Below are 24,230 nucleotides of genomic sequence, written 5' to 3'. Positions count from 1 at the left end.
GCACGTTCGCCGATCTGTGAAAGGGCCCGGTGATGACGAACCTCCTCCTGGTGTTCGCCGCTCTGCTGCTGCTGGCCGTGCTGGTGTCGAGCCTCGCGCACCGCACCGTCCTGTCGACCGCGGCGCTGTTCCTCATAGGCGGATTCCTGCTGGGCGACGGCGTCAGCGACGTCATCACGCTCAGCCCGGACGACGAGATCGTCAACACGCTGGCCGAGCTGGCGCTGTTCGCGGTGCTGTTCACCGACGGCATGCACGCGGGCTGGAAGGAAGTGCGGAGCGCCTGGCGGCTGCCGGGACGGGCACTGGCGGGGGGCCTGCCGCTCACACTGATCATCACGGCGGCTCTCGCGCACTACGTGGTGGGTCTCGGGTGGATCGAGTCGCTGCTGATCGGGGCGGTGCTCGCCCCGACCGACCCGGTGTTCGCGGCGGCGCTGATCGGCAACGAGAAGGTGCCGCCGCGGCTGCGCCGCCTGCTGAACGTGGAGTCCGGCGTCAACGACGGCCTCGCGCTTCCGTTCGTCATCGTGTTCCTGGCGATCGCCCAGGGTTCGGGCGATCTGCACATCGACGACCTGGCCCTCGAACTGGCTTTGGGGGTGGCCATCGGCGTGGTGATCCCGCTGGTCGCGCTCATGCTGGAACGCACCCGGCTGTTCGCGGTCGCACCGAAGTTCGAGCCGCTGAACGCCCTCGCGATCGGGCTGCTCGTGCTCGCGGTGGCGCAGGCCACGCACGGCAACCTCTACCTCGCCGCGTTCGCGGCCGGTGTGACGGTCGCGACGGTCGGCGACCACTACAAGGAGCAGTTCGAGGAGTTCGGCGAGTTGATCGCCGAGATGTTCAAGCTCGCGGCGCTCCTGGTGTTCGGCGCGCTGCTGTCCCCGGCGTTCCTCGGCGACGTCGGCTGGTCCGGCTGGGTGTTCGCGGTGCTGGCACTGGTCGTCGCGCGGCCGGTGGCGATCTGGGTGTCGTTCCTGCGGTCGAAGCTGACCGCCCGCGAGCAGGCCGCGGTGATGTGGTTCGGCCCCAAGGGGTTCGCCTCGGTCGTCTACGGGTTGATCGTCCTGAAATCGGGGATCTCGGCCGGCGACCAGATCTTCCACCTCGTCGCCGCGACGATCGCGCTGTCGATCTTGGCGCACTCGTCCACCGACGTCCTCGTGGCGCGCGGCTTCGACACCGAACGCGAGGTACCCGCGTGGTTCGATCATCCGGGTGACTCCGGCGGCGAGACGGACGACGGGCCGCCATCCGAAAAATCCGAACAATCCGAATCGTCCGAACCACCGAAATCGTCCGGGCGCTGAGCCGGCGGACGTCCCCGGCAAGAACGGACGTCGCACAAATCTCCTTTTCCGGTTAATTGCCGCGGGCGGTCGGCGGATCTCGCGAAAATCATGCGGGCATCCCGGCCGTCCGGCCAGGATGCGGGCATGACCTTCCCGCTGATGCACGGGTACGACTACATCAATGTGGTCGCCGAACTCGATCCCGTCGCGGCGGTGCGCGACCGGGAACTCGGTGAGCGAATTCTGCGGTACCCCAAGATTCTTCCCGCCGGCTCCCCCAGTTTTGGGCATGCAGTACAAATGGGAAAAGAGTGGCGAATTGGATCCCTGTGCTCCGATGATCCGTCCGCCGCCCGGTACGGCCTCGCCATGGACCTGCGGTCGGGAGCGGCCGAGGAGCAGGACCCGGAGACCGCCGAGGCCATGCTGGCGGCGGCCGCCCGGCTCGACCCCGAGGAGGGCGAGCAGCTCGCCAAGGACGAGTGGGAGATCGCCGACCGCCGGTACCGGATCATCCGGGTCGAGAAGTTCGTCCTGATCGGCGACCGGGTCATGGAGCCGCCCCGCTCCACCGACGCCGACCTCGCCGGAGACGACTTCCTCCGCGGCCACCTGCTCGACCCGCCGGCGCCGTGCGGGCAGTGGGAGGCGCAGCTCCGGCTGAACCTCGTCGCGCGCATGCCCGTCCCCGGCACCGTCCCCGACATGGTGCGCGCGGAGGCGCACCACGCGATCCAGACGCACCCCGGGGTCGTGCTGCTCCCGCCCACCTTCGTCGTCGTGGAGATCGACGGCGGCTCCTGGGCGCCCGTCACCGGCGGCGACGATCCCGCCGAGGCCCGCGACCGGCTGGCCCGGCACTTCACCGACCTTCTCCCCCGGCTCCGCGAGTTCCAGGGCGACCCCGCCACCCCCGCCGAACTCGCCGAGTGGACCGCGCTCGCCGCGGACATCCGGTCGGCGCCCGGCCACCACATCACCGCACGCGGCCGCGAGTTCCGCACCGTCCGCGTCTCCCGGATGCTGCGCCTCGGCCGCGACGGCCCCGAGGCTCCCCGCCCCTGCGACCAGGAACGCTACGGCCTCACGGGTGCCACCGAAGCCTGACCTCCCGCCCCCGAACCCGCGTCAGCCGAGGTTCACGTCTCCGTGCACGTCGCGGAGCTGAACGACCCGGCCCGCCTGGCCGTTGAGCACGTTGACCACGCCGTCGCCCGTCGCGGCGGCGTTGGTCTGCGCCTGGTTCCAGAGGCTGCGCGCCTCCGCCCCGAACCCTGGGTCGTCGGCCAGGAGGTGCTCGATGGCGGAGGCGAGGGTCGCGACCCTCTCGGGCGTCGGGTCGCCGGCGGCCCTCTCCAGGGCCTCCTCGTCGGACGGACGCCCCCGGAGACGCTCGCGGACCCGCCGGGACAGCTCGGCGACGGCGGCCCGGACCGGCTCGCCCGCCACCTCCACGGCCTTGCCGGCCATGGCGGTCGCGATGGCGACGGTCATCGGATCTGTCACCGCCATAGTTCATCACGCTGGGACAGGTGCGAACAATCTCCATTCTGACCCGTACCCCATAAATGGCATGGCCGAATTGCAATTACCATCTATGTGACTTGAACCGGACGTCCGGGTACGTTAACCGTAAAGCGGGCGATCAACGCGCCACCGAACCAATGGGATGGATAGAACGTGCAGTCTCCCGACGAGCGGGACCGGTGGACCAACGAGCTGACGGGGCGGATCGCGGGTTCCAGCGTTCAGGCCGGGTCCATCGCCGGCGGGGTGCACATCACCGCGCCCGCCGCGACGCGTCTTCCCGCCCCCGCGCAGCTGCCGCCGCCCGGACTGTTCGCCAACCGGCTCAGCGAGCTGCGGCAACTGTCGGCGCTCGCGGAACACCCGGGGCCCGTGGTCCTCACCGGGCCGGGCGGCGTCGGCAAGACCACGCTGGCATCGCGGTGGCTGCACGGCATCAAGGACCGCTACGAAGGCCAGCTGTTCGTCGACCTGCGCGGCTTCTCCGGCGCCGAGCCGCTCCCGCCCGACGAGCCGCTCGAACGCTTCCTGCGCGCCCTCGGCGCTGCGCCGGAGAGCATCCCGGCCGGCGCCGACGAGCAGTCCGCGCTGTACAGATCCATGACCACCGGGCGCCGCCTGGTCGTCATGCTCGACAACGCCGTCTCGGCGGCACAGGTCCGCCCGCTGCTGCCCGGTGCCGGAGCGTCGCTGGTCGTGGTCACCTCGCGCCACCGCCTGACCGGGCTCGTGGTGGACGGCGCGCGGTTCCTGGACGTCGCCCCGCTCGGCGAGCCGGGGGCACTGGAACTGCTGGAGCATCTGATCGGGGCGGACCGGATCGGAGCCGAACGCGATCACGCCCGATCACTGGTCGCGCTCTGCGGCACCCTGCCGCTGGCCGTCTGCGCGTCCGGCGCCCGCCTGGCGGCGCGGCGGCGCCGGCCGATCGCCCACGCGGTGGCCGAACTCGGCGACGAAGCGAGGCGGCTCTCCGCGCTGCGCACCGGCGAGGGCGACATCTCGGTGAGCGCCGTCTTCAACACCTCCTACCAGGCGCTCGACCCGGAGCACGCGACGGCCTACCGGCTGCTCGGCGTCCATCCGGGGCCCGATCTGTGCGCCGCCGCCGCGGCGGCCCTCATCGGGACAGGGGAGGAGCGCGCCGCCGAACTCCTGGACGGTCTGTTGGACGCCAGCCTGCTCCTCGAAGTCCCCGGCGACCGGTACGGCTTCCACGACCTGGTGCGCCTGCACGCGCGGGACGCGTCCCTCGCACCGGCCCCGGCACCGGACCGCGGGGCCGCGTTCGCGCGGCTCGCCGGCTGGTACCTGACGACCGCCGTCGCCGCCGACCTCACGCTGATGCCGGGACGGTGGCACCTCGGCGAACGGTACGCGGCGCCGCCGGGCGACCTGTTCGCGTCCCGCCCGGCGGCACTGGAGTGGCTCGAACGGGAACGGCCGAACCTGGAGGCGGTCGCACGGCAGGCACACGAGAACGGGCTGCACTCCATCACATGGCAGCTCTCCGAGGCGATGTGGCCGCTCTTCCTGCAACGCAGGCACTACCCGTCATGGATCCGGATGTACGAGCTGGGGCTCGCCGCCGCCGAGTCCGACGCCGACTTCAAAGCACAGGCACGGATGCTGGAGGGGCTCGGGGTCATCCGCCTCAACCTCCAGGAGCACGCCACGGCCGCCGGCCACTACGAGACCGCCCTCGCCATGGAGCGGCGGGCCGGCCACCGGCTCGGCGAGGCGTCGGCGCTCGAAGGACTCGGCGTCGTGGCGCTCGCCACCGGTGCCCCGTCCCGCGCGACCGAGCTGTTCGTCCTGGCGCGGGACGTGCACGCCGATCTCGGACGTCCGCGCGGGATCGCGCTGATGGACCGGCACATCGGCGAGGCGCTCAGTGCCGCCGGCCGGCACGCCGAGGCGGAGTCGACGCTGACCGGCGCGCTGGAGACGTTCACCCGTCTGGACGAGCCCTACCACCGGGCGCGGACGCTGACGTGCCTCGGCCAGGCCCGGCTGCGGTCCGGACACCCCGACGAGGCCGCCACCGCCCTCCACGAGGCGCGGGACGTCGCGCGGGAGATGGACGCACCGCATGTTGAGGCCGACACGCTGCGCGAACTGGCCCGGATCGCGCAGTACCGGGGTGATCCGGCGGCCGAGCGCCCGCTGCTGGAGCGGGCACTCGCCCTCTACACCGCGCTGGGGTCGCCGCAGGCGGCCCAGGTCACAGCGCGGCTCGCCGATCTTCCGGCCGCACCGCCCGGCGATGCCGGACCCTGACCATCGTGGCCGTGTTGCCGCGGACGAGGGTGAGCCGGGTGAGCGCGCCCACCGGCCGTCCGCCCGCCACGAGCCAGGCGTGGAGGGCGGACGCGTACAAGACCGCGTCGGCGGGTGGGCATATCCCGCCGAGCACCGGGTCGAGCCGCCCGTACAGACCGCCGGCCGCGACCAGGCAGCCCCGCCCGGTGACGGTCGCCGCGACGAGGCACCCCGGGTGGGCCGCCAGGAGGCGGGACGGGTCCCCCGCCCGGCCGACGATCACGTCCGCGCACGCCCGCCAGGCCCGCGAGGTCTCCTCCTGCCGTGCGACGAGGTGCTCGTCGCACGGCGGCGGCTCGCGCCCGTCGGCGGGCGAGCGCCGCAGTGCCAGCGTCCGCCCGCCGACGAGCACGCGCACCGGTCCCGGCTGATCGTCCCAGACTCTGACCAGCGTGACCATCACGCCGCCCTCGGAAGGCCGGGGACCGGGAGCGGGACGGGCTCGACGTCCGGCGGGCGGTCCCGGTCGGGCAGCCGCAGCAGCCTGTACATCTCCCCGCGGATGAGGCGGGCCGCCTCCCCCGGCCGGGAGCTGATGGCGCTCCGCATCGCGGCATGGACCCGTCCGGAGAAGGCGTGCACGGCCTCCTCCAGTTGCGGGGCCAGCGGCCGGTCCCAGTCGACGCGCGGCGCGAACGCGCCGAGCCCGGCGACATGGGTCCCGGGCGCCACGGCGTCCTCCGGGAAGGCGCCGAGCAGCACCGGTACCCCGATCGCGGCGCCATAGCAGGTGACGGACCCGTGATCACCGAGCAGCACGTCGGCGGCGACCAGCCCGGCGCGCCACCCCTCCTCCGGCGGGAACAGCCGGACACCGAGCCGCCGGCAGTCTGCGTTCCAGGCCATGACCTGGCGCTTTCCGTAGAAGGACCACACGTTCGGGTGCAGCGCGGCGACGACCTGGTACCTGTCACGCGGGAGCCCCGCCGCAACGCGCAGTAGCAGGTCGGGATGGCGGCCGAGCAGCGAGTCCTCGTTCCATGTGGAGCTGACGAACACCAGCCGCCGGCCGGGCCGCACGCCGAGCGCGCGGCGGTACTCCTTCCGGTAGGGCAGGCTCGCCACCAGCCGGTCCAGGCACGGGTCGCCGCCTGCGAACGCCACCGGACGCGCCTCGGGGCACTCCTGTTCGAGCATCTCCAGGTGCCGGTCGTGCGGCAGGACGATCGACGACGGCACGACCCGCCCGCCGACGACGAGCCGTTCCCTGATCAGGCCGCTGACCGAACGCGCGGCGGGCGGTCCGGAGCCGGCGTTGCGAGGATGGAGCTTGCCCGGACCGGCGCCGTGCGACACGGTCATGACCGGCCCGTGCAGCTTCTCCAGCATCCCGTGGCCCGCCGCAACGACGAGGTCCCACCTGGTGCTGATCGCCTGCCGCCAGGGCAGCACCAGCCCGCCGAGGTCGCGCAGATGCACGTCCAAGCCGCCGGTGTTTGCCGACGCCGGCGCGGCCGTGTACGCGACCGCGACCCGCCGGTCGGTCTCCAGCAGCGGCATGACGTCGGCAAGCCGGGTCGCCGCCGTCACGTGGTGCGCGACGGCGAGAACCGCCCGTCCCGCCTGCACCGTCGACCCCTTCAGGGCGTCCAGCCCGAACGGGCCCGGCACCCACCCGTCCCCCGGGAAGCTCACCTCAGCCTCCCCGGGTGAGGTGGCCGAGCGGCTCCCCGTCCCGGCAGCCGATGCGGAACGGCGGCGAGACCGGGTCCGCCACGGGGATCGTGGCGGGCTGCGGCAGCCGCATCAGCCCGTACATCAGGCTGCGGATGTTGCGGTCGAACCGTCCAGGCTCGGACGTGATCCGGCCGGCGACCGGCTGGACCCGCTCCGGCCGCCACCGCGCCGCCGCCTCGGCCAGCTGCGGGTGGACGGGCCGATGCGCCGTGAACCGGACGGCCAGCAGGCGCAGCGCGTCCCCGGGCGGCGGCCCGGTGATGAGCACCGGGACCCCGATGATCGTCCCGTATCTCGTCACCGGGCCCGGCGGCCCGATGATCCAGTCGGCGGCGACGAGGGCGGCGCGCCAGTCCGCATCGGGCGGCATGAGGCCCAGGCCGGCCCGCAGGTGGCCGACGAGCCCCGGCCCGCTCGGGCACCGGTCGCCGCCCGGCTCGGGAACGCCGAGAACGTGGTACCTGTCGGGCGGCAGTTCGGCGAGCAGGCGGCGCACGACGTCCAGGGACCCGCAGCGGGTGCACGGACCGGTGCCGCCGGCCGCGGGCAGGGCCACCACGACGAGCCCGCGCCGCCCGCCGACGCCCAGCGCGCGCCGGTAGAAGTCGCGCAGCGGCAGGCTCGCCACCAGCCTGTCGTGGTCGGAGTCGCCGACCACGACCGCATGACCGCCCCCGGCATCGGGGGGACGGTCCAGGTGGTGGGCATAGGTGTACACGGCGGGCGCGGGCCGGTGCGCGACCCCGGCCGGGATCGTTCCCGGCAGCGCGATGAGCGGCGCACCCGGCGGGCACGCGGGTATCCGCTGCGCGGCGACGACCAGGCCGACATCACCGTCCGCGATGTCGGACCAGCGCAGCGGTGCCGCGCCCGCGTCCCTGAGCATCATCTCCACGGCGGCCGAGGACGACCCGGGGGCCGCTGCGAAGAGCACGCGCAGCCGCGGGTCGGTTCCCGCGAGCCGCGCCACGTCCAGTGCGGGCTGCCCCGGTACGGGCGAGCCCACCACAACCAGCACTGTGCGCCGGTCCCCCAGCCGTCCCCACCAGCCGGGGTCGAACCCGGTCAGGGCCCGACGCCATTCGAAGCCGGTCATTGCCGTCAACGAACCCCCTTTGACCTTGGATGCGAACATCCGTCCCTCCGTCGCAGATCGAAATGACCTGCCTCCGGAATCGAGTGTCGATCGGAAATCTTGACGAAAGCTTGCAATCGTCCTGACTCGGTGAGTAGTGGGACACGGGGAAGCCGCGGGAAAAACGCCCGCGCTCTGGCCATTCGGTACGCATGATGCCAAAATCGGCTCAGGAGGATATTTTCACAAAGGGGAACCGGTGGAGTTCCGCATCATCGGCCCCGTCGAGCTGTGGATTGACGGCCGGCGGCGCGACCTCGGAACGCCCAAGGAACGGTGCGTGCTGGCCGTGCTGCTCCTCGGCCGGCGGCAGCCGGTGTCCACCGAGACCATCATCCGCCGGGTCTGGGACGACGCCCCGCCGGCCAAGGCCCGGCAGGGCCTGCAGGTCTACATGACGCGGCTGCGCCGTCGGCTGGAGGACGCGGAGGGCGCCGCGTTGATCTCCCGGCAGGGGTCTTATCTGCTCGATGTCGACGATGAATCGGTCGACCTGCACCGGTTCCGGCGGCTGCGCGACCAGGCCCGGGCGATCGCCGAAAGCGGCGACGACGAATACGCCCTCGACCACCATCGCCAGGCGGCGGAGCTGTGCCGGGCCGAACCGCTCGCCGACCTGTCCGGGGGCTGGGCTGAACGCGCCCGGCACACTCTGGAGCAGGAACTGCTGTCCGCCGCGTTCGCACGCATCGACCTGGAACTGAAGTACGGCAACCACACCGACGTCCTTCGCGAATTATCGGACCTCACCGATCGCCATTCGCTGGACGAACGGCCCGTCGAACGGCTCATGATGGCGCTCTACCGCTGCGGGCGGCAGGCTGAGGCACTGGAGGTCTACCGGCGCACGCACGACCTCTTCGCGGCGGAGTCGGGAACCGACCCGGGCCCCGGGCTGCGGCGGCTCCAGCAGCAGATCCTGCGCGGCGACCCGGAGCTGCTGCGGGTCCCCGGCACGCAGCTGAGCGTGGACCGGCGCCCGCACACCCTGCCGCACCACGCGCGGGTGTTCGTCGGACGCGACGACGAGATGCGGCAACTGATGGACACGGTGCCGGGCATCGCGGGTCCACCGGCCGGTGACGCGGTGACCGTCGTCGCCATCGACGGCATGGCCGGCGTCGGGAAGTCGGCGCTCGCCGTCCACCTCGCGCACCGGCTGGCCGAGCACTACCCCGACGGCGCCATGTACCTGGAACTGCACGCGCACGACGCCCGGCAGAAGCCCGTCGACCCGGCGGACGCGCTCGACATGCTGCTCCGCACGATCGGCGTCCCGGTAACGCGGGTACCGCGGGCGCTGGACGAGCGCGCCGCGCTCTGGCGGTCCGAGCTGGCGGGCAGCCGCGCGATCATCGTGCTGGACGACGCCGCAGGACGCGACCAGGTCGAACCGCTGCTCCCGGCCTCCCCCGGCTGCCTGGTGATCGTGACCAGCCGCCGCCGGCTGACCGGGCTGCACGACGCCTGGCCGCTGTCGCTGGAAATCCTGCCCGTCCGGGACGCGATCGTCCTGTTCACCGGCATCGCGGGCCCCGGCCGCGCGGAGGCCGACACCGACGTCGCCGCGGTGGTGGAACGCTGCGGACGGCTGCCGCTCGCGGTGAGCATGGCGGCGAGCCGCCTGCGCCACCGCCGCGCCTGGGACACCCGCGACCTGCTGGCCCGGCTGACCGCCGACGACCGGCGGCTGGACGAGCTGCGCGGCGAGGACCGCGAGATCACCACCGTGTTCGAGGTCTCCTACCGCGGCCTCCCGGCGGCACTGCGGGATGCGTTCCGCGCGTTCGCCCTGCACCCAGGCCCCGACCTGACGGCCCTCGTCGCGGCGGCCGCCCTGGGCCGTCCCGTCCGGGAGGCCGAGCGGATCCTGGAGGACCTCCTCGACCGCCATCTGATCACCGAGCCCGCCCGGGGCCGCTACCGCTTCCACGACCTCGTCCACGACTACGCCCGCCGCCTGGCCCGCGAGATCGACACCGACGAGGAGCGGCGCCGAACCGTCCACCGAATCCTCGACTTCTACCTCGCGGCGGCCGACCACGCGAACCACGTGCTGTCCCCGCACCGCCCGGACAGCATTGAGCCCGACCTACCGCCGGACTTGCCGCCCCTGGCTGACGAGGGGGAGGCCGCCAAATGGTTCGCCACCGAGCACGCCTGCCTCCTGAACGCTGCCGCCGAGGCCGACCGAATCGGCTCAGCGGCGCACACCGCCCGCTTCTCCCGCATACTCGCCGGACATCTGGAGTCGCGCGGCCACTGGGACGCCGCCGCGCGACTGCACAGCATGGCGGTCGAGGCGCTCCAGGGCCTGGACGACGATCCGGGCACCGCCCGCGCCTTGGCCGAGTTGAGCCATATCCGTTTCCGTGTCGGCGACTACGACACCGCGATGGAAGAGGCGGAAAAGGCGCTGGCAATCCAGCGTTCGACTGGTGACCGTCACGGAGAGGCCCATATTCTCGGCCGCATAAGCCTCATCCACTGGCACCGGTCCCGCTTCCCGGAGGCATTGGCCCGCGGCCGGGAGGCGCTGGAGATCCACCGCTCGCTCGGCAACCGGCACGGCGAGGCCGAGAGCCTCGACCGCATCGCGATCATCCTGGAGTTCACCGGCGGCTACCGGCAGGCCGAACGACTCCGCCTCGAAGCACTGGCGATCCTCACTGAGATCGACGCCCCGCACCTCCGGACGATGGCGCTCAACAACATGGGCGACCTGATGATCCGCATGGGCGACGTCGACCGCGCCGCCGAGTACTACGCACAGACCGCCGGCGTCGCCGAACTGAGCCGCCAGCACGAGGCCATCGTGCTCATCAACACAGCCAACGTCCACCGCCGGTACGGCGCTTACGAAACAGCTCTGATCAATTACCGCGCGGCACTCGCGATAGCGATGGAATTAGGCGATCGGCGAACCCAGGTCGACACTCTCATCGGCATCGGCGCCGCCTTCCACGACACCGGGCACTACGGTGAGGCCATCATTCACCACGAACGCGCTCTGGCCATTTCGCGCTCCATCAGCGAGCGTTATGAGGAGACAGTTGCCCTCCGCCATCTAGGCGAAGCACTCACCGCCTCCGGCCGCTACCCAGCCGCTGTTGAGCACCTCCGGCAGGCTTATGCCCTATCCACCGAAATAGATGTTCCCGACGAGATGGCAAGAACCTTGGCAAGCCTGGGCGCAGCTCTCCTCCACGTCCAGGGCAGCGAGGCCACCCGCCGCCCGTGGGAGGAGGCTCTCCGGCTCTTCACCACCCTGAACCTCCCGGAGGCGCAGGATCTGAGAGCCCGGCTCCAGTCCCTCGACCACGCCACCGGAACCTGACCCTGCACTGGAACCGATTTCATTTTCCGCCGGACACATCCCTCGAACACCTTGCCGTACAGCGCCGAACATCAGATAGGAAACCGGTTCTAATCTGCAGCGCACCGCGCGCATGCGTGCCACCGAACCGGACGTGCCGGCTCCGCCCTCCCGCACAATGCAGCATCTCGGTCTGCCGACTACGAGATTCGCGGATGTTGCCACACAGAACCATCCGGGCTTATAGGCTCTCTCACCAGAAATCCGGACGGACCGGGTTGTTTGCCGTCTAGTGGATGGGGTTTACATGACCCGTCTTTTGTATAGAGCCCTGGGCCCCGCCCTGGTGGTCGCCGTGGCGCCGATCGTCCTGGTGGTGTGCATTCACATGACCGGGTGAGGTCGTGATAAGGGGTCAGGTGGGCCAAAGGAGGCCCAGCCGACCCGCCGCTCGCAGAGGCGCCGCATCAGCGGCGCCTCTGTCGCGTTGTCGACCGGGAACAACAGGGCGCCCGGTGCTCTTGGCGGTGGAGTGACTTTGACACCGGGTCGAGCTGGTCGCCGCCCGCCCTGCGGGCGTTGGGAAACCCACCGCGCTGGGGGAGCCGGTGGGGAGGCGCTCCGCAGGGCGGGGGCAGTCTATGCGTGCAACTGCGCGCCTGGCCTGTTCACGTGACGAAGGGGCCCGACGATCGGACAGCCCGCCCTACGTGCGGCACCCAACATGTATCCGTGGTCGATCGCGATCCGCGCCCACACGACTTTGCCCTCGTACAGCTCGAACCACCCGCAGCCGCCGGACGCGAACGCCTGGACGAGGATCAGACCGCGTCCGGACGTGCAGAACTGGTGGGGCTGCTGGATCACGGGCCGGCCGGGGTGGTCGTCCCACACGCACATTTCGACACCCTGGTCGATCCGGCTGATCCATACGCGGATGTGCCTGCCCTCGCAGAGCCGGGCCGCGTTGGACGCGATCTCGCTCATGATCTGCACGGCGTCACCCTCGAAGGCGCCGAGCCCCCAGGAGGCGAGTGCGCTCTTCACGAGTTCGCGTGCGAGATAGACGGTTTCGGGATAAGCCCGAAAGGTCTCACTGAATATATTCTGTGGGTTTGTGTCCATTATGGGTGTCGCGAACATCGGCTGGCCTCTCGCGGTCTGCGTTTTCTATCCACAGCGTGAGCGCCGGCGACTACACTTGTCTCCTTTCGTTCATGAATATCAAGGTTAAGGATCTTGAATGGCGAAGGCCGACCGACTCGACCCGGACAACAACCCATGGCATTGGCTAGCTGTTGATCTGCGGATATGGCGCATCGAACGCAACCTTTCACAGGCGCAGCTAGCCGAGATCTTGAGGGTCGACAACTCTACGGTTTCGAACTACGAATCGGGCACCTCAAAAGTGCCCGAAAGCAAGACCGAAACTCTTGACCAGCTTTGGCGTACTCGCGGCCACTTCTCCCGAATTCGCCGGTATGCCGAGTCAGCTCATGACCCGGACTGGCGCCATCAGAACGTGGAGAACGAAGCAAAGGCGTCTGTCATCAGGGCCTACGAGAGTTTGTGGGTTCCTGGCCTCATCCAGACGGAGGGATACGCGCGGGCCGGGTTCAGCTCCGCGGGCATCAGCAGCACGGAAGCGGACGAGCTATGGGAACAGCGGTCGGCGCGCCAGGCGATCCTGAATCGCCCCGGCCCACCACAGCTTTACGTATTGCTTGATCAGGCAGTGATCGCCCGCCGTGTCGGCGGGCCGGACGTCATGCGTGAGCAGCTCGCCCGACTCCTGGAGGTTGCCGACTGGCCGCACGCCATGGTGCGCATCATCCCTTGGGAAGCCGGGGCGCATATGGGACAAGACGGCTCGTTCAAGCTGATGACAGTCAGAGCGAGCGACGTGGTCTACATCGAGGCTGCGATCGAGGGAAGATTGATCACTGACCCGGCAAAGGTCGCTGATGTAGGGCTACGGTGGGAACGGATCGGGGCGCGGGCGCTGCCCGAGCCCCTGACCCGTAGGTTAATCGCCGATTAGATGGAGACCACGCGATGACCGAACCCGCCTGGCGTAAGGCGAGCCGCTCCAGTTCCACGGGCGGTGACTGCGTCGAGGTCGCGAGCCTCAACACCGTGATCGGTGTGCGTGATAGCAAGGCCCCCGGCGCCGGACACCTCGCGCTCTCCCCGGAGGGTTTCGCCCGGCTCGTCACCGCTGTGAAGCGGGGAGAGCTGCACCTGTAGTCCCTGCCCCCACGAGAACGGATCGGCCTCGCCTTCGGGCGGGGCCGTCACCACGTCTCCGGGGAGGGCGGGGGCCGCCGCAGGCCCGGGAGGAGGCGGAGGGACCCGAAGGCCAGTCCGGAGACCAGCACCACGTGGACCGCGAGGTGCACCGCCACGAAGTAGGCGGTGAACGCGGGCCCGCGGTGCCGGTGGACGAAGCGCAGCAGGCCCGGGTCGGCGGCGGCGAAGCAGACCAGCAGGGCGAAGGGCAGCGCGACGAGTGCCGGGTGCAGCAGGCCCAGCGGCAGGGAGGCCATCGCCAGCGCGCACGCGAGGATGCCGGCGGGACGGTTGGCGTGCTCCGGCTGCCCGCCGCCGCGCCTGGACGCGGTGAGCGCGAGCGGAATGAGCGGGACTGCCCGGCGCCACTGCTCGGCGAGGATCGGCAGCAGGCGGCTCGCGTCGTCGTGGCGCCCCCGCACCTCGTCGGTGAGGACGACGCGGCACGTGCCCGCGAGCCGGCCGCCGTATTCGACGTCCTCGCAGTCGCGCAGCGTCTCGTCGAACCCGCCCACGGCGCGCAGCACGTCGCGGCGGATGGCGGCGAGCGCGAACACGACGCCGGTGACGTCGCCGAGATGGCGGCGGCGCCAGTACGCGGCGTGCAGGACGCGGTACCACTCGGCCGGCCCGTCGTCGATGAGAGGCTCGGGTTCGTAGACGCCCTGGACGCATCCGCATTCCGCATCGCCTTCCAGGATCCGCAGCGCGTTCGCCACCGCGTCGGGGCGCAGCTCCACGTCGGAGTCGAGGAAGAACACGACGTCCCCCGTGGTGGCGCCGACGCCCGCGTTCCGGGCGGCCGAGACGCCGCGGTTCACGGGCAGCCGCACGACACGGCAGCCGAGCCCCGCCGCGATCGCGGCGGAGTCGTCGCCGCTCGCGTCGTCGACCACGACGATCTCGTCCGGGCGGCGCGTCTGGGCCAGCACCGCCTCCAGGCACGGCCGCAGCGTCTTCGCCGCGTTGTAGCAGGGGACGATCAGCGCGACGGTCGTCATGGCCGGCCGCCCAGCGCCGCGCGGTAGACGTCGAGGGTCTCGCGGGCCGTCCGCGCCCAGCTCAGCCGTTCCCGGACGAGCCGTTCCCCATGCTCGGCGAGCGCCGCCCGGAGCTCCGGGCCGGTCAGCACACCGGTGACGGCGTCGGCGATGGCGTCCGGGCCGGTGCCGTCGATGAAGCGTGCCGCGGACCGGTCGGCGTCGCCGAGGAAGACCCGGGAGAACCCGGCGCCGAGGACCGTCGGCTTGCCCATCGCCATCGATTCGGTCGCGACCAGGCCGAACGGCTCGAAGAGGGAGGGGAACACGCAGGCGTCGGCCATCTCGTAGTACTCCAGCAGCGCCCGCCCGCCGACGAACCCGCCGGAGGTGAGGACGTGCCCGTCCAGTCCCGTCTCGGCGACGATGCGCGCGACCCCCGCGTCGTCTCCCTCCCCGACGAGCACCAGGCGCACCCCGGGGACGTCCTTGCGGATGCTCCGCATCGCCTCCAGCAGCTCGTAGATCCCCTTCTGCCGTTCGAGGCGTCCGACGAAGAGGAGAACCGGGTCCTGCGCCGGGATCGCGAGGCGTGCCCGCAGGGCGGCGGCGCCGAGGCGCAGTTCGTCCCGGTCGAGCGCGGTGTCGGCGAGGATCTGCTCGAACGTGCCGCCCAGGCACACGACGTCGATCGGCGTGCGGTCCCAGCCGGCGGCGGTCAACTGGTCGCGCACCTCCGGGGTGGGGACGACGACACGCCGCGCGACCCGGGCCAGCCACCGCTCGACCGCCGCGAACACGTTCAGCGGATCGGTGATGCTGCGCTGCGGGGCCACCCCGTACTCGGTGGTGTGGACGTGGAGCACGACCGGCAGCCGCAGCACGTAGTGGCAGAGCAGCCCGCACAGGAAGTTCGTCGTGTCGTGGACGGCGACCAGGTCGGGCCGCTCGTCCGGGCCGAGGCGCCGCAACCGCAGGAAGTACCGCCAGTTGCTCACCACGACGTTCAGGGTGAGCAGCAGGAACTCGATCCCGCGGGTGCGGTTGAGCCGCCGCCGGCGGCCGACCGCGCCGAGGACGCGGCCGGACGGCCGGTACACGGTGACCGTTCCGCTCCCGTGGTGCACGGGCTGCCGGCCGTCGTTCAGCGTGCACACGGCGAGCCGGTGCTCGCGCGCCAGATGCGGCGTGATCAGCTCGGCGTACCGGCCGAGCCCGGTGGCGACGCTCGGCGGGAACTGGTTGACGATGTACGCGATCCTCACCGCTGCGCCTCCACGCGTTCGGTTTCCGCCGCTTGCGCGGCGTGCCGCCGGGACGGGCCCGGCGGCCGGTACGTCCTGGCCGCGGCGGCGCCCACCACCGCCACGAGGACCGCGTTGCCCAGCGCGAAGCCGGCCAGCGCCCCGGTCAGCCCCCACCAGGCGGTGCACGCCGCCAGGCAGGCGAGCGCGGCGGGCGTGCCGGCCGCGAGGCAGCGGACCAGGAGCCGCGCGCCCCGCACTCCGTCCATGGACAGGGCGACGGAGTACAGGTTGAAGACGGTGTGCACGCCGATGCCCGCCGATGACAGCGCCATCAGCCCGAGCGAGTACGGGTACCCGCCGCCCAGCAGGACGAAGAACACGGTGCTCGCCGCGAACGACACGGCCGCCGTCCCCGCCGCGACCAGCGGCGCGATCCGCGCGATGCGCCGCATCACGGCCGGTTTCTCCGCCACCGCCAGGGCCGGCAGCAGCACCAGTCCGATCCCGTCGGTGAACAGCACGCCGAGCAGCCGTTTGGGGAAGCCGTTGTAGACGGAGTACACGCCGACGTCCCCCTTCCCCGCCCAGTGGTTCAGGAAGATCACGTCGATCCCGAAAAGGACGCCGGTCAGCGCGGCGATCACGGTCATGTAGGCGCCGAGCCGGTACTGCGAGCGCGCCGGCGTCCACGACCACGAACGCGGGACGATCCCCAGGCTCGGCACCGCCACCAGGACGAAGACGACGTTCGTGGCGATCAGCGCGAGAAGGTAGACCTCGGCGTCGCGGATGCCGAGGACCAGCAGGCAGAACGACGAACCGGCCAGGTACGCCACGGCGACGGCCAGCTTCAGGGTGGCCACGAACGCGTACCGCTTCAGGCCGCGCAGGAGGCCGTCGGTCAGCTGGTTCAACGCCAGAGACAGCCCGAGCGCGAACGAGAAGCACAGCGTCCGGGCGTCGACGCCCACCGGAACGGCGAGGACCGGGGAGAGCAGGGCCCCGGCCGCGGTGAGGCCGCCGCCGAGCGCCAGCGTGGACAGGAACGCCGTCGCCACCAGGGCCGGACGGTCCGCGGGCTCGGCGCGCGGCAACTCCTGGAGCATCACGTAGTGCAGGCTCATCAGCATGCCCACGGCGACGATCAGCGCGATCGTCAGGACCAGGGTGAAGTGCCCGAACTCCCGCGGGCCCGCGCCCCGGGCGATGACGAGCGTGGTGCCCGCGGCCGTGCCGCTGGCCAGGCCGCTCAGCAGCGTCGGCCCGGCCGCCCATCCGTGCCCGCCGAGCAGCGACCCCGCCCGCGCGAACTTCACCCCGCACGCCCCGCGTGGACCCGCCGGGCGAACGCCAGGTCCTCCGCGGTGTTGATGCCGCGCGCTTCGTCCGGATCGTCCACGTGCACCGGGTTGACGTCGCGGCCGCGGACCTGCGACAGGTAGGCGAGGAACGGCAGGAAGTTGACCTCTCCGGTCACCGTGCCCCGGGCGGCGCCGGCGAGGTAGTCCCGCCAGGCCGTTTCGAGCCCGTCCGTTCCCAGGCAGAACACGCCGACGTCGCTGAGCCCGCCGGGACGGCAGTCGTCGCCCTCGCGGGACTGCCGTACCCGCAGCAGCCGGCCGCCCGCGAGCTCGTACTCGACGTACGGATCGGGCATCGGCACGAGCGGAACGGTGAGGCCCGGCGCCCGCAGGTGGGCGTCCACGACGCGGCGCACCGTCGTCTCGGACAGGTTCGCCTGGTCGCCCCAGACCACCAGGATCCCGTCATGGGACTCCCAGTACCCGGAGGCCCCGAAAACGGCGTCGCCCATACCGGTCGGCTCGTGCTGGACGCTCACGGACACGGTGCCGCGGCCGATGTCGCCGGCGGCCAGGCGCCGGAACGGCCCCTCCGCCTCGGGCGCCACGATCACGTGGACGTGGCCGGTGGACGGCCGCAGCCGGCGGTGCAGCAGATGCCACACGGTGACGCCGTCGGCGACCTCCAGCATGATCTTCGGAACGTCCAGTCCGAGGCGCGTCCCGCGTCCCGCCGCCGGGATCACCGCGCAGACCGAGCCGGTCACCGCCGGGCCGCCATGTCGGCGAGGGCCGCGAGGTCGTCGAGTCCGCCCACGGAGACGGCGCCCGGGGCGGCCTCGGCCGCGTGCACCTGGTACGTCACCAGCCCGGCTCCGACTGCGGAGGCGACCCCGTGGACGGAGTCCTCCACGGCCGCCGCATCGGCCCGCCCGATGCCCCACCGTTCGCAGGCGTGCAGGTAGAACGCCGGATCCGGTTTGCTCACCGGGACGTCGTCGCCGGTGAGGACGCCGCGGAAGCACCCGTCCAGCGAGCAGGCCGCCAGCACCCGCTCCACCGAGCCGCGGCTGCCGCTCGTCACCAGGTACACGGGGTCACCGCGCCGGGCCAGCACCGCGAGGAACCGGTGCGCCCCCGGGAACACCACCACCTTCCCCGCGTCGACGTGGGCGCGGTAGTGCCGCCGCTTGCTCCGGATCAGCCGCCCGGCGTCATCGGCGCCGAGCCCCAGGACGGCCGCGACCTCGTCGGTGCCCGCCCCCGCATGGTCGTCGTACCGGAACGAGCCCAGCAGGTCGGGGGCGATCTCCGCGAGTGCGGCGCGGAAGGCCGCGTCGTGGGCGGGGGCGGAGTCGACGAGCGTCCCGTCCAGGTCACAGAGCCAGATCATCCGGCCTCCTCCAGCGGCGTTTCGGCGGGAATGCCCGCCAGGGCGGTGAGGACGTCCACGGTGCGCCGCCCGCTGTGCGTCCCCGGACGCGCGGAATCCTCCAGGTCCGCGCTGATCCACCGGGCCCTCGCCCGCGCGCCGCCCTCCGGAACGTCCACCGGCACCGCCGGGACGCCCGCCGCCGCGTTCTCATGGCACAGGACATGGGTGACGGTCCGCCGCTCGTTGAACGGGTCGCCGAGATGGAGCAGTGCGCGGCCGACATGCCCCGACGCGCTCAGCCCCCGGACGTCGTGGTCCTCCCGGATGTTGACGACCAGCACCTTCGCCGCGGCGCGGCTCGCCGCGACGGCGTCCGCGACGCCCGGCGTCAGGTAGCTCGGAAACAGCGACGAATGCGGGGTGCCGGGCCCGTACACGATCAGGCGGGCGTCCCGGATCGCCTCCAGCGCCTCCGGGTTCGGCGACACCTCGGCGCGGCGTCCGGCCAGGACCCGCCGCAGCCGCCCGGTGGGCATCGCCTCCAGCTCGTCCCGGTCGCGGACCGGCTCGCGGAGCAGGAACAGGCCGGTGATCGGCGACGGGTCCTGCGGCGCGACGATCTCCGCCTCGTCCGCCAGCAGCCGCCCGTCCTCCTTGAGCGCCACCAGGTGGGCGTTCTCACCGCCGGTCACGTTCAGCATCCGCACCGGGGACCCGAACGTCCGGGCGCACGAGCGGACCGCCGCGTTGAAGTCCTCCCCCAGCCGCAGGTAGGCGCCGGCGAACACCAGGTTGCCGAGCGCGCAGTCGGCGAGGTCGAAGCGTCCGGCGCCGGCGCCGAGGCGGTCCAGGAAGACCGCCAGGTCCCGGGCGATCGCCAGGCGCGGCCGCCGGGGCAGCGCATGGCATCCCTCGACGAGGTCGACGGCGAGCCCGTCGACGAGCTCGGCGAGATCGCGGGGCGTCGTCCCGTCCGGGAGGCGGTGCTCCAGGACGGAGGCCAGCGCCGCCTGCTCCGGATGGCGGGGGTCCAGATGCAGCAGGAGGTTCTTGCGGAAGTCCGACGGCCCGAGCATCCCCGGCAGGTAGCGGCGGAGCGCGCCGGTGGACATCCCGTTGTCATAGCCGTTGATCAGCAGGGACAGCCGGATGCCGGGCGTGCGCAGCAGCCGGCGGGCGATCGCGGCGCCGCCCCGCCCGCCGCTGAACATCGCGACCGCGGTGGTCACCGGGCCTCCCCGGCGGCCCGCCGCTCCGGCTCGACGGCGGACGGGGCGCGCAGCACGCCCCGCCGCTGCAGCCAGTGCCGGTAGCCGAGGTAGCCGACGAGCAGCGCCCGGTCGCGGGCGCCGCGCCAGTACCGCCAGCCGCGTCCGCCGCCGGCCCGCGCCCGGTGCTCGATCGGGATCTCCACCCAGGTGCGGCCGAGTTCGACGACCCGGGCGGTGATCTCGGTCGAGCAGTTCATCCCGCCGGCCTCCAGCGGCAGCGCGCGCAGCAGCGGGCCGTGCACCAGCTTGAAGATCGAGTTGAAGTCGCGGTAGCGGGTGCGGTGCAGCACGTTGCTGACCGCGCCGCTCGCCGCCGAGCCCCACCGGTAGGCGGCGCCGTCGGCCTTCCGGATCCGGGCGCCGGAGAAGGCCGTCCCCTCCCCGGCCCGGACGGGTCCGAGGAACCGGTCGAGGTTGGCGATCGGGAACTGGCCGTCTGAGTCCAGGAGCAGCACCCACTCCATCCGCGTGTGCGCGATCGCGGCGCGGATCGCGGCGCCCGCCCCCCGGTTGCGGTCGAACCGCACGACGACCAGTTCGGGGCAGTCCCGGCGCAGCTCCTCCAGGATGTCCCCGGTCGCGTCGGTGCTGCCGTCGTCGCAGACGACGATCTCCCATGCGGCGATCGCCGTGTCGCGTTCCAGGTAGGTCCGCCATTCGGTCACCGCCGCGGCGATGTTCTCCGCCTCGTTGTAGGCGGGCGCCGCCACGGAGATCTCGATGGCGGCGGACGCGTCCCCGTACGTAGGCATGGTGTCCCTTCCCGCTCAGGTACGGACCCGTCCGGTGCCGAGCAGGCGCCCGATCCAGCGGTCCAGAGGCAGCAGGTTGAACCCGGCGATGATCGGAAGATGGGCCAGTGCGAAGACGACCGTCGCGCCGAACGAGATCGGGCCGCCGGTGATCAGGTTGATGTGCGGGGCGTCGATCTCCTGCGGGATGCCGATCGGGTTGACGACGTACCACATGAGGTCGAGGAAGCCGGAGAAGATGATGAGGATTCCGGTGAAGACGACCTTCAGGCACCGTCCGGGCGTCCCGCCGCCGAGCCGGTACGCGGCGGCGATGGTGAGTACGACGCCCGGATAGAGCAGCAGGTAGAGATGGGTGTAGAAACTGTCGCCGTGTGCCCGTTCGCCGTCCAGATAGTAGAAGCCGCTGATCCGCGGAACGAGGTAGCCGGTAAAGAAGAGGAACGGCGCGTACAGCACCCAATGGGGAAGCTTGGACGGCCAGGGGAACAGCGCGATTCCGCAGGCCAGGCAAGCGAAGACGAGCAGCTTGACCGGCAGTTCCCACACCGCCCCGATGTCGCGGCCATGGGGCAGGAACAGCCACACGGCCGATGCGCCGGTCACTCCGGCGGCAAAGGCGATCCACCACAGGTGAGCGCCCCACCGGCCCGGTGGGGCCTGCACCTCGTCATCGCCCGCCGAGCCCGGCCCACCGTCGCCGGATGGCGCCTCAGAGAGCGACGCCCCGCCACTTACGGTCATTGCCCGACACCTTTCCCACGGCATCACGCGAAGGCGGACACCGAGCCCAGTGATCCCATTTTCAACTAGTCATGGGAGCGCTCCCATACTGCACGAACGTGACGGCGGCCATTATTTTTGGGAGCGCTTCCAGTAGATTGGACGGCGTCTATTCATGTCAAGGCGAAACCCGAAAACAGGGCCCCAGGGCCCAGGCCCGCCCGGCGGCCGGATGCGGGCACGGCGTCCCGGCCGTACCGGATCGGCCCTCTCACTCCCGACGAGGCGTCAGAATGGTGCGGTGACGGATCTGGACTCGGGGGCTGACGGACCGCAGCCGTTCGCCCATCTCAGCACTCCGAACGCGGCGCTCTACCGGACGGTGCTGCTGTCGTTCGCGAGGGCCAAGGAGCGGTTCATCGTCCATCTGCGTCCCGAGGACGTGGCCGCCGAGCTGCGCCGCGACAGCGACGAGCAGCTCGCGCAGACGCTGGACAAGCTGGTCGAGTGGGGCAACCTGCGGGCCGACGCCGACACCGGGCGCGTCACCACCGTCGAGGACTTCCACCGCAAGCGGTTCCTGTTCCAGCTCACCGCGGCGGGGCAGGCGGCCGAGCAGGCCATCGCGTTCTACGAGGAGGCGATCGGGCGCCGGGGCGTGCTGCAGTCGGTGGCACTCACCGACATCGCCGGGCATCTCGCGGCCCTGTCGGCGCTGGCGGACGAGGACGACCCCGACCCGGGCAAGGTCCATCTGCTGCTGCTGACGCTGGCCGAGCGGTTCTCCTCGCTCGCCGACAACGCGCAGGCGTTCATGGCATCGCTGCGCAGGGCGATCGACTTCTCCGACGGCGACGTCGAGGGCTTCATCGCCTACAAGGAACGCCTGATCGACTACATCAACCGGTTCATCGCCGACCTCGCCAACTCGGGGGCGCGGATCGCGGCGCTGCTGGACGAGGTGGAGTCGCGGGGCCATGAGCGGCTGCTGACCCTCGCCGCCCGGCGGGAGGCGTCCGACGCGGTCCCGGCGGGGACCGACGCCGCCGAGGCGTTCGCGCGTGCCGAGGCGGGCGCGCTGGAGTCGTGGCGCAACCGGTGGCGGGGGCTGCGGGACTGGTTCGTGTCCGCGGGGACCGGGCGCCCGTCGCAGGCGAGGCTGCTGCGGCAGTCGGCGGTGACGGCGATCAAGCAGCTCGTCGACACGGTCGGGCTGCTCAACGAGCGTCGTTCGGGCCGTTCGGACCGGTCGGCCGACTTCCGGGCGCTGGCCCGCTGGTTCTCCGAGGCCCCGGACGACGCGGCGATGCACCGGCTGTGGCGGGCGGCGTTCGGGCTGACCCCGGCGCGGCACCTCACCGTCACCGCCGCGACCGTGGCGGCCTGGGAGGACGAGGCGCCGCAGGGCGTGCCGTGGGCGGAGGCGCCGCCGGTGCGGATCTCCCCGCAGCTGCGCCGCACCGGCTCCTACGAGCGGCGCGGCAAGCCGAACCGGGTGCGGGACCGGACGGAGATGCGCCGGCTGCTGCGCGAGCAGACCGACCGGGAGGCGGCCGAGACGGCGGCGGCGCGGGCGCGGCTGCGCACCGGCGGCCCCGTCCTGCTGTCCGAGCTGGGCGTCCTGGACCCGAAGGCGTTCCGGCTGTTCCTGGCACTGCTGGGCGACGCGCTCGCGGCGCGGCTGCCGGGCGACACCGAGGTGAAGGCCATCACGGGCGACGGGTCGATGGAGGTGCGGCTGTCGCTCGTCCCGGACGGCGGTGAGGTGCGGATCGTGACCGAGGACGGCGTCCTCACGGGACCCGAGCACCTCATCGAGATCACCGACCTGGTGGGGAGCCTGTGAACGACGAGGATGCGGCGCGGCGGCGGGCCGCGTTGCGGACGTTGCTGCGGCGCCCGCTGCTGACCGCCGAGTCCGACCCGCAGGACCTCGTGCTCGTCCGCCGGCACCAGGCGGAGCTGCGCGACTGGCTGAGCCGGGAGACGGGATGGCGGCTGCAGGTGGACGCCGAGACGGCCCGGCTGTTCAAGACGGCGCCGACGCTGGACGACGGGACGCATCCGGCGCGCGGCAAGGCCGGGGAGCCGTTCGGCCGCCGCCGCTACGTCGTGCTGTGCCTGGCGCTGGCGGTGCTGGAACGCGCCGACGCGCAGACCACGCTCGGCAGGCTGGCCGAGGAGGTCCTGAACGCGGCCGCCGAACCCGACCTGGCTTTCCCGTTCACACTGGACGGCCGGGCCGAGCGCGCCGACCTCGTCGCGGTGGTGCGGATGCTGCTCGGCTGGGGTGTGCTGCGGCGGGTGTCGGGTGACGAGGAGTCCTACTTGTCGGCGACCGGGGACGTCCTGTACGACGTGCGCCGGGTCGTCCTCGCGGCGTTGCTCACCGGGGTGCGCGGCCCGTCGACGGTGACCGCGGCGGGGTTCGAGGACAGGCTCGCCGAACTCACCGACGAACCCGTGCCCGACACCGACGACCTGCGCAACCGGGCGCTGCGGCGCAGCCTGACCCGGCGGCTGCTGGACGACCCGGTCGTCTACTACGAGGACCTCGACGACACCGAACGCGCCTATCTGGTATCGCAGCGCGCCGCGATCACCCGCCGGATCGAAGAGGCGGCCGGCCTGGTCCCCGAGCTGCGGGCCGAGGGCGTCGCGATGGTCGACCCGGACGACGAGCTGACCGATGTGCGGATGCCCGAGCAGCGCACCGACGGGCATGTGACACTGCTGGTCGCCGAGTACCTGGCCGGCCGGGCCGAGGCCGGATGGGACGAGCTGGCCGCTTTCGTCCGGGACGCGGCGGCGCGGCACACGTCGTACTGGCGCAAGGGCGTCACGGAGCCGGGCGCCGAGAAGGAGCTTCTGGCCGTCGCGCTCGGGAAGCTGGCGGCGCTGCGGCTGGTGGAGGTGCTGCCGGACCGGGTCCGGGCACGTCCGGCGATCGCGCGCTATGCCGTGGAGGAACCGACCATCCGCGAGACGAGGAAGGCCGTGCAGTGAGCCGGGAGTCGACT

At 72.0% G+C, this 24,230-nt stretch carries 21 protein-coding genes; 8 read left to right on the top strand and 13 right to left on the bottom strand.

Features of this window, described 5'->3' with window-relative positions:
* The first annotated feature begins 32 nt into the window (after window positions 1-32).
* Both ACGFK0_RS05745 and ACGFK0_RS05740 read left to right on the top strand, forming a co-directional pair.
* Complete coding sequence (locus tag ACGFK0_RS05745) at window positions 33-1,313, top strand: cation:proton antiporter (protein ID WP_392900693.1); 1,281 nt, start codon at window positions 33-35, stop codon at window positions 1,311-1,313.
* 126 nt (window positions 1,314-1,439) lie between these two features.
* Window positions 1,440-2,402, top strand: coding sequence for a DUF5954 family protein (locus ACGFK0_RS05740; protein WP_392900690.1), 963 nt, complete (start codon window positions 1,440-1,442; stop codon window positions 2,400-2,402).
* 21 nt (window positions 2,403-2,423) lie between these two features.
* On the opposite strand, the gene ACGFK0_RS05735 is transcribed toward ACGFK0_RS05740, so the two are convergent.
* Window positions 2,424-2,807 (bottom strand): hypothetical protein, encoded by a 384-nt coding sequence (locus ACGFK0_RS05735; RefSeq protein ID WP_392900687.1) that lies wholly within the window; start codon window positions 2,805-2,807, stop codon window positions 2,424-2,426.
* 168 nt (window positions 2,808-2,975) lie between these two features.
* Between ACGFK0_RS05735 and ACGFK0_RS05730 the strand changes: the two genes are divergently transcribed.
* Window positions 2,976-5,102, top strand: a complete 2,127-nt coding sequence (locus ACGFK0_RS05730) for a tetratricopeptide repeat protein (protein WP_392900684.1) — start codon at window positions 2,976-2,978, stop codon at window positions 5,100-5,102.
* Here ACGFK0_RS05730 and ACGFK0_RS05725 read toward each other — a convergent pair.
* From ACGFK0_RS05725 to ACGFK0_RS05715, 3 genes are read right to left on the bottom strand one after another with little or no spacing between them, the layout of a single operon-like run.
* Window positions 5,047-5,544, bottom strand: coding sequence for a hypothetical protein (locus tag ACGFK0_RS05725; protein ID WP_392900681.1), 498 nt, complete (start codon window positions 5,542-5,544; stop codon window positions 5,047-5,049). The two genes, ACGFK0_RS05730 and ACGFK0_RS05725, sit on opposite strands and share 56 nt — an antisense overlap.
* Entirely contained in the window at window positions 5,544-6,779 is a 1,236-nt protein-coding gene (locus ACGFK0_RS05720) for a hypothetical protein (protein ID WP_392900678.1), read from the bottom strand. The genes ACGFK0_RS05725 and ACGFK0_RS05720 overlap by 1 nt, the downstream gene beginning before the upstream one ends.
* A gap of 1 nt (window position 6,780) precedes the next feature.
* Entirely contained in the window at window positions 6,781-7,926 is a 1,146-nt protein-coding gene (locus tag ACGFK0_RS05715) for a hypothetical protein (RefSeq protein ID WP_392900674.1), read from the bottom strand.
* A gap of 229 nt (window positions 7,927-8,155) precedes the next feature.
* On the opposite strand from ACGFK0_RS05715, the gene ACGFK0_RS05710 reads away from it, so the two are divergent.
* Complete coding sequence (locus tag ACGFK0_RS05710; protein WP_392900671.1) at window positions 8,156-11,293, top strand: tetratricopeptide repeat protein; 3,138 nt, start codon at window positions 8,156-8,158, stop codon at window positions 11,291-11,293.
* Window positions 11,294-11,911: 618 nt separating this feature from the next.
* On the opposite strand, the gene ACGFK0_RS05705 is transcribed toward ACGFK0_RS05710, so the two are convergent.
* Window positions 11,912-12,397: an ATP-binding protein gene (locus ACGFK0_RS05705; RefSeq protein ID WP_392901435.1), complete on the bottom strand. Its 486-nt coding sequence runs from the start codon at window positions 12,395-12,397 to the stop codon at window positions 11,912-11,914.
* Window positions 12,398-12,515: 118 nt separating this feature from the next.
* Between ACGFK0_RS05705 and ACGFK0_RS05700 the strand changes: the two genes are divergently transcribed.
* Window positions 12,516-13,313 (top strand): helix-turn-helix domain-containing protein, encoded by a 798-nt coding sequence (locus tag ACGFK0_RS05700; RefSeq protein ID WP_392900668.1) that lies wholly within the window; start codon window positions 12,516-12,518, stop codon window positions 13,311-13,313.
* 14 nt (window positions 13,314-13,327) lie between these two features.
* Window positions 13,328-13,519: a DUF397 domain-containing protein gene (locus tag ACGFK0_RS05695; protein WP_392900665.1), complete on the top strand. Its 192-nt coding sequence runs from the start codon at window positions 13,328-13,330 to the stop codon at window positions 13,517-13,519.
* Window positions 13,520-13,566: 47 nt separating this feature from the next.
* Here ACGFK0_RS05695 and ACGFK0_RS05690 read toward each other — a convergent pair whose 3' ends face one another.
* From ACGFK0_RS05690 to ACGFK0_RS05655, 8 genes are read right to left on the bottom strand one after another with little or no spacing between them, the layout of a single operon-like run.
* A complete protein-coding gene (locus tag ACGFK0_RS05690; protein ID WP_392900663.1) occupies window positions 13,567-14,562 on the bottom strand; it encodes a glycosyltransferase family 2 protein in 996 nt (331 codons plus the stop codon).
* On the bottom strand, window positions 14,559-15,806 hold the full coding sequence (locus tag ACGFK0_RS05685) for a glycosyltransferase family 4 protein (RefSeq protein ID WP_392900659.1): 1,248 nt from the start codon (window positions 15,804-15,806) through the stop codon (window positions 14,559-14,561). The genes ACGFK0_RS05690 and ACGFK0_RS05685 overlap by 4 nt, the downstream gene beginning before the upstream one ends.
* On the bottom strand, window positions 15,803-17,104 hold the full coding sequence (locus ACGFK0_RS05680; protein WP_392900655.1) for a lipopolysaccharide biosynthesis protein: 1,302 nt from the start codon (window positions 17,102-17,104) through the stop codon (window positions 15,803-15,805). The genes ACGFK0_RS05685 and ACGFK0_RS05680 overlap by 4 nt, the downstream gene beginning before the upstream one ends.
* Window positions 17,101-17,856: an NTP transferase domain-containing protein gene (locus ACGFK0_RS05675; protein ID WP_392900653.1), complete on the bottom strand. Its 756-nt coding sequence runs from the start codon at window positions 17,854-17,856 to the stop codon at window positions 17,101-17,103. The genes ACGFK0_RS05680 and ACGFK0_RS05675 overlap by 4 nt, the downstream gene beginning before the upstream one ends.
* Complete coding sequence (locus ACGFK0_RS05670) at window positions 17,853-18,482, bottom strand: HAD family hydrolase (RefSeq protein WP_392900650.1); 630 nt, start codon at window positions 18,480-18,482, stop codon at window positions 17,853-17,855. Before ACGFK0_RS05670 ends, ACGFK0_RS05675 begins: the two co-directional genes overlap by 4 nt.
* Window positions 18,479-19,693, bottom strand: a complete 1,215-nt coding sequence (locus ACGFK0_RS05665; protein WP_392900646.1) for a 2-phospho-L-lactate transferase CofD family protein — start codon at window positions 19,691-19,693, stop codon at window positions 18,479-18,481. Before ACGFK0_RS05665 ends, ACGFK0_RS05670 begins: the two co-directional genes overlap by 4 nt.
* Complete coding sequence (locus ACGFK0_RS05660; RefSeq protein ID WP_392900643.1) at window positions 19,690-20,487, bottom strand: glycosyltransferase family 2 protein; 798 nt, start codon at window positions 20,485-20,487, stop codon at window positions 19,690-19,692. The genes ACGFK0_RS05665 and ACGFK0_RS05660 overlap by 4 nt, the downstream gene beginning before the upstream one ends.
* Before the next feature lie 15 nt (window positions 20,488-20,502).
* A complete protein-coding gene (locus ACGFK0_RS05655; RefSeq protein WP_392900640.1) occupies window positions 20,503-21,231 on the bottom strand; it encodes a hypothetical protein in 729 nt (242 codons plus the stop codon).
* A 280-nt stretch (window positions 21,232-21,511) separates the two neighbouring features.
* Between ACGFK0_RS05655 and ACGFK0_RS05650 the strand changes: the two genes are divergently transcribed.
* Both ACGFK0_RS05650 and ACGFK0_RS05645 read left to right on the top strand, forming a co-directional pair.
* Window positions 21,512-23,056: a TIGR02677 family protein gene (locus tag ACGFK0_RS05650; protein WP_392900637.1), complete on the top strand. Its 1,545-nt coding sequence runs from the start codon at window positions 21,512-21,514 to the stop codon at window positions 23,054-23,056.
* Complete coding sequence (locus ACGFK0_RS05645) at window positions 23,053-24,216, top strand: TIGR02678 family protein (RefSeq protein ID WP_392900634.1); 1,164 nt, start codon at window positions 23,053-23,055, stop codon at window positions 24,214-24,216. The genes ACGFK0_RS05650 and ACGFK0_RS05645 overlap by 4 nt, the downstream gene beginning before the upstream one ends.
* Window positions 24,217-24,230: the final 14 nt, after the last annotated feature.

Origin of the sequence: Spirillospora sp. NPDC048823 (assembly GCF_043198445.1) — a bacterium.
In the GTDB taxonomy this organism is placed as follows: Bacteria; Actinomycetota; Actinomycetes; order Streptosporangiales; family Streptosporangiaceae; genus Spirillospora.
Note: the sequence above shows the minus strand (reverse complement) of the source record. Positions and strands in the feature narration are given on the sequence as shown.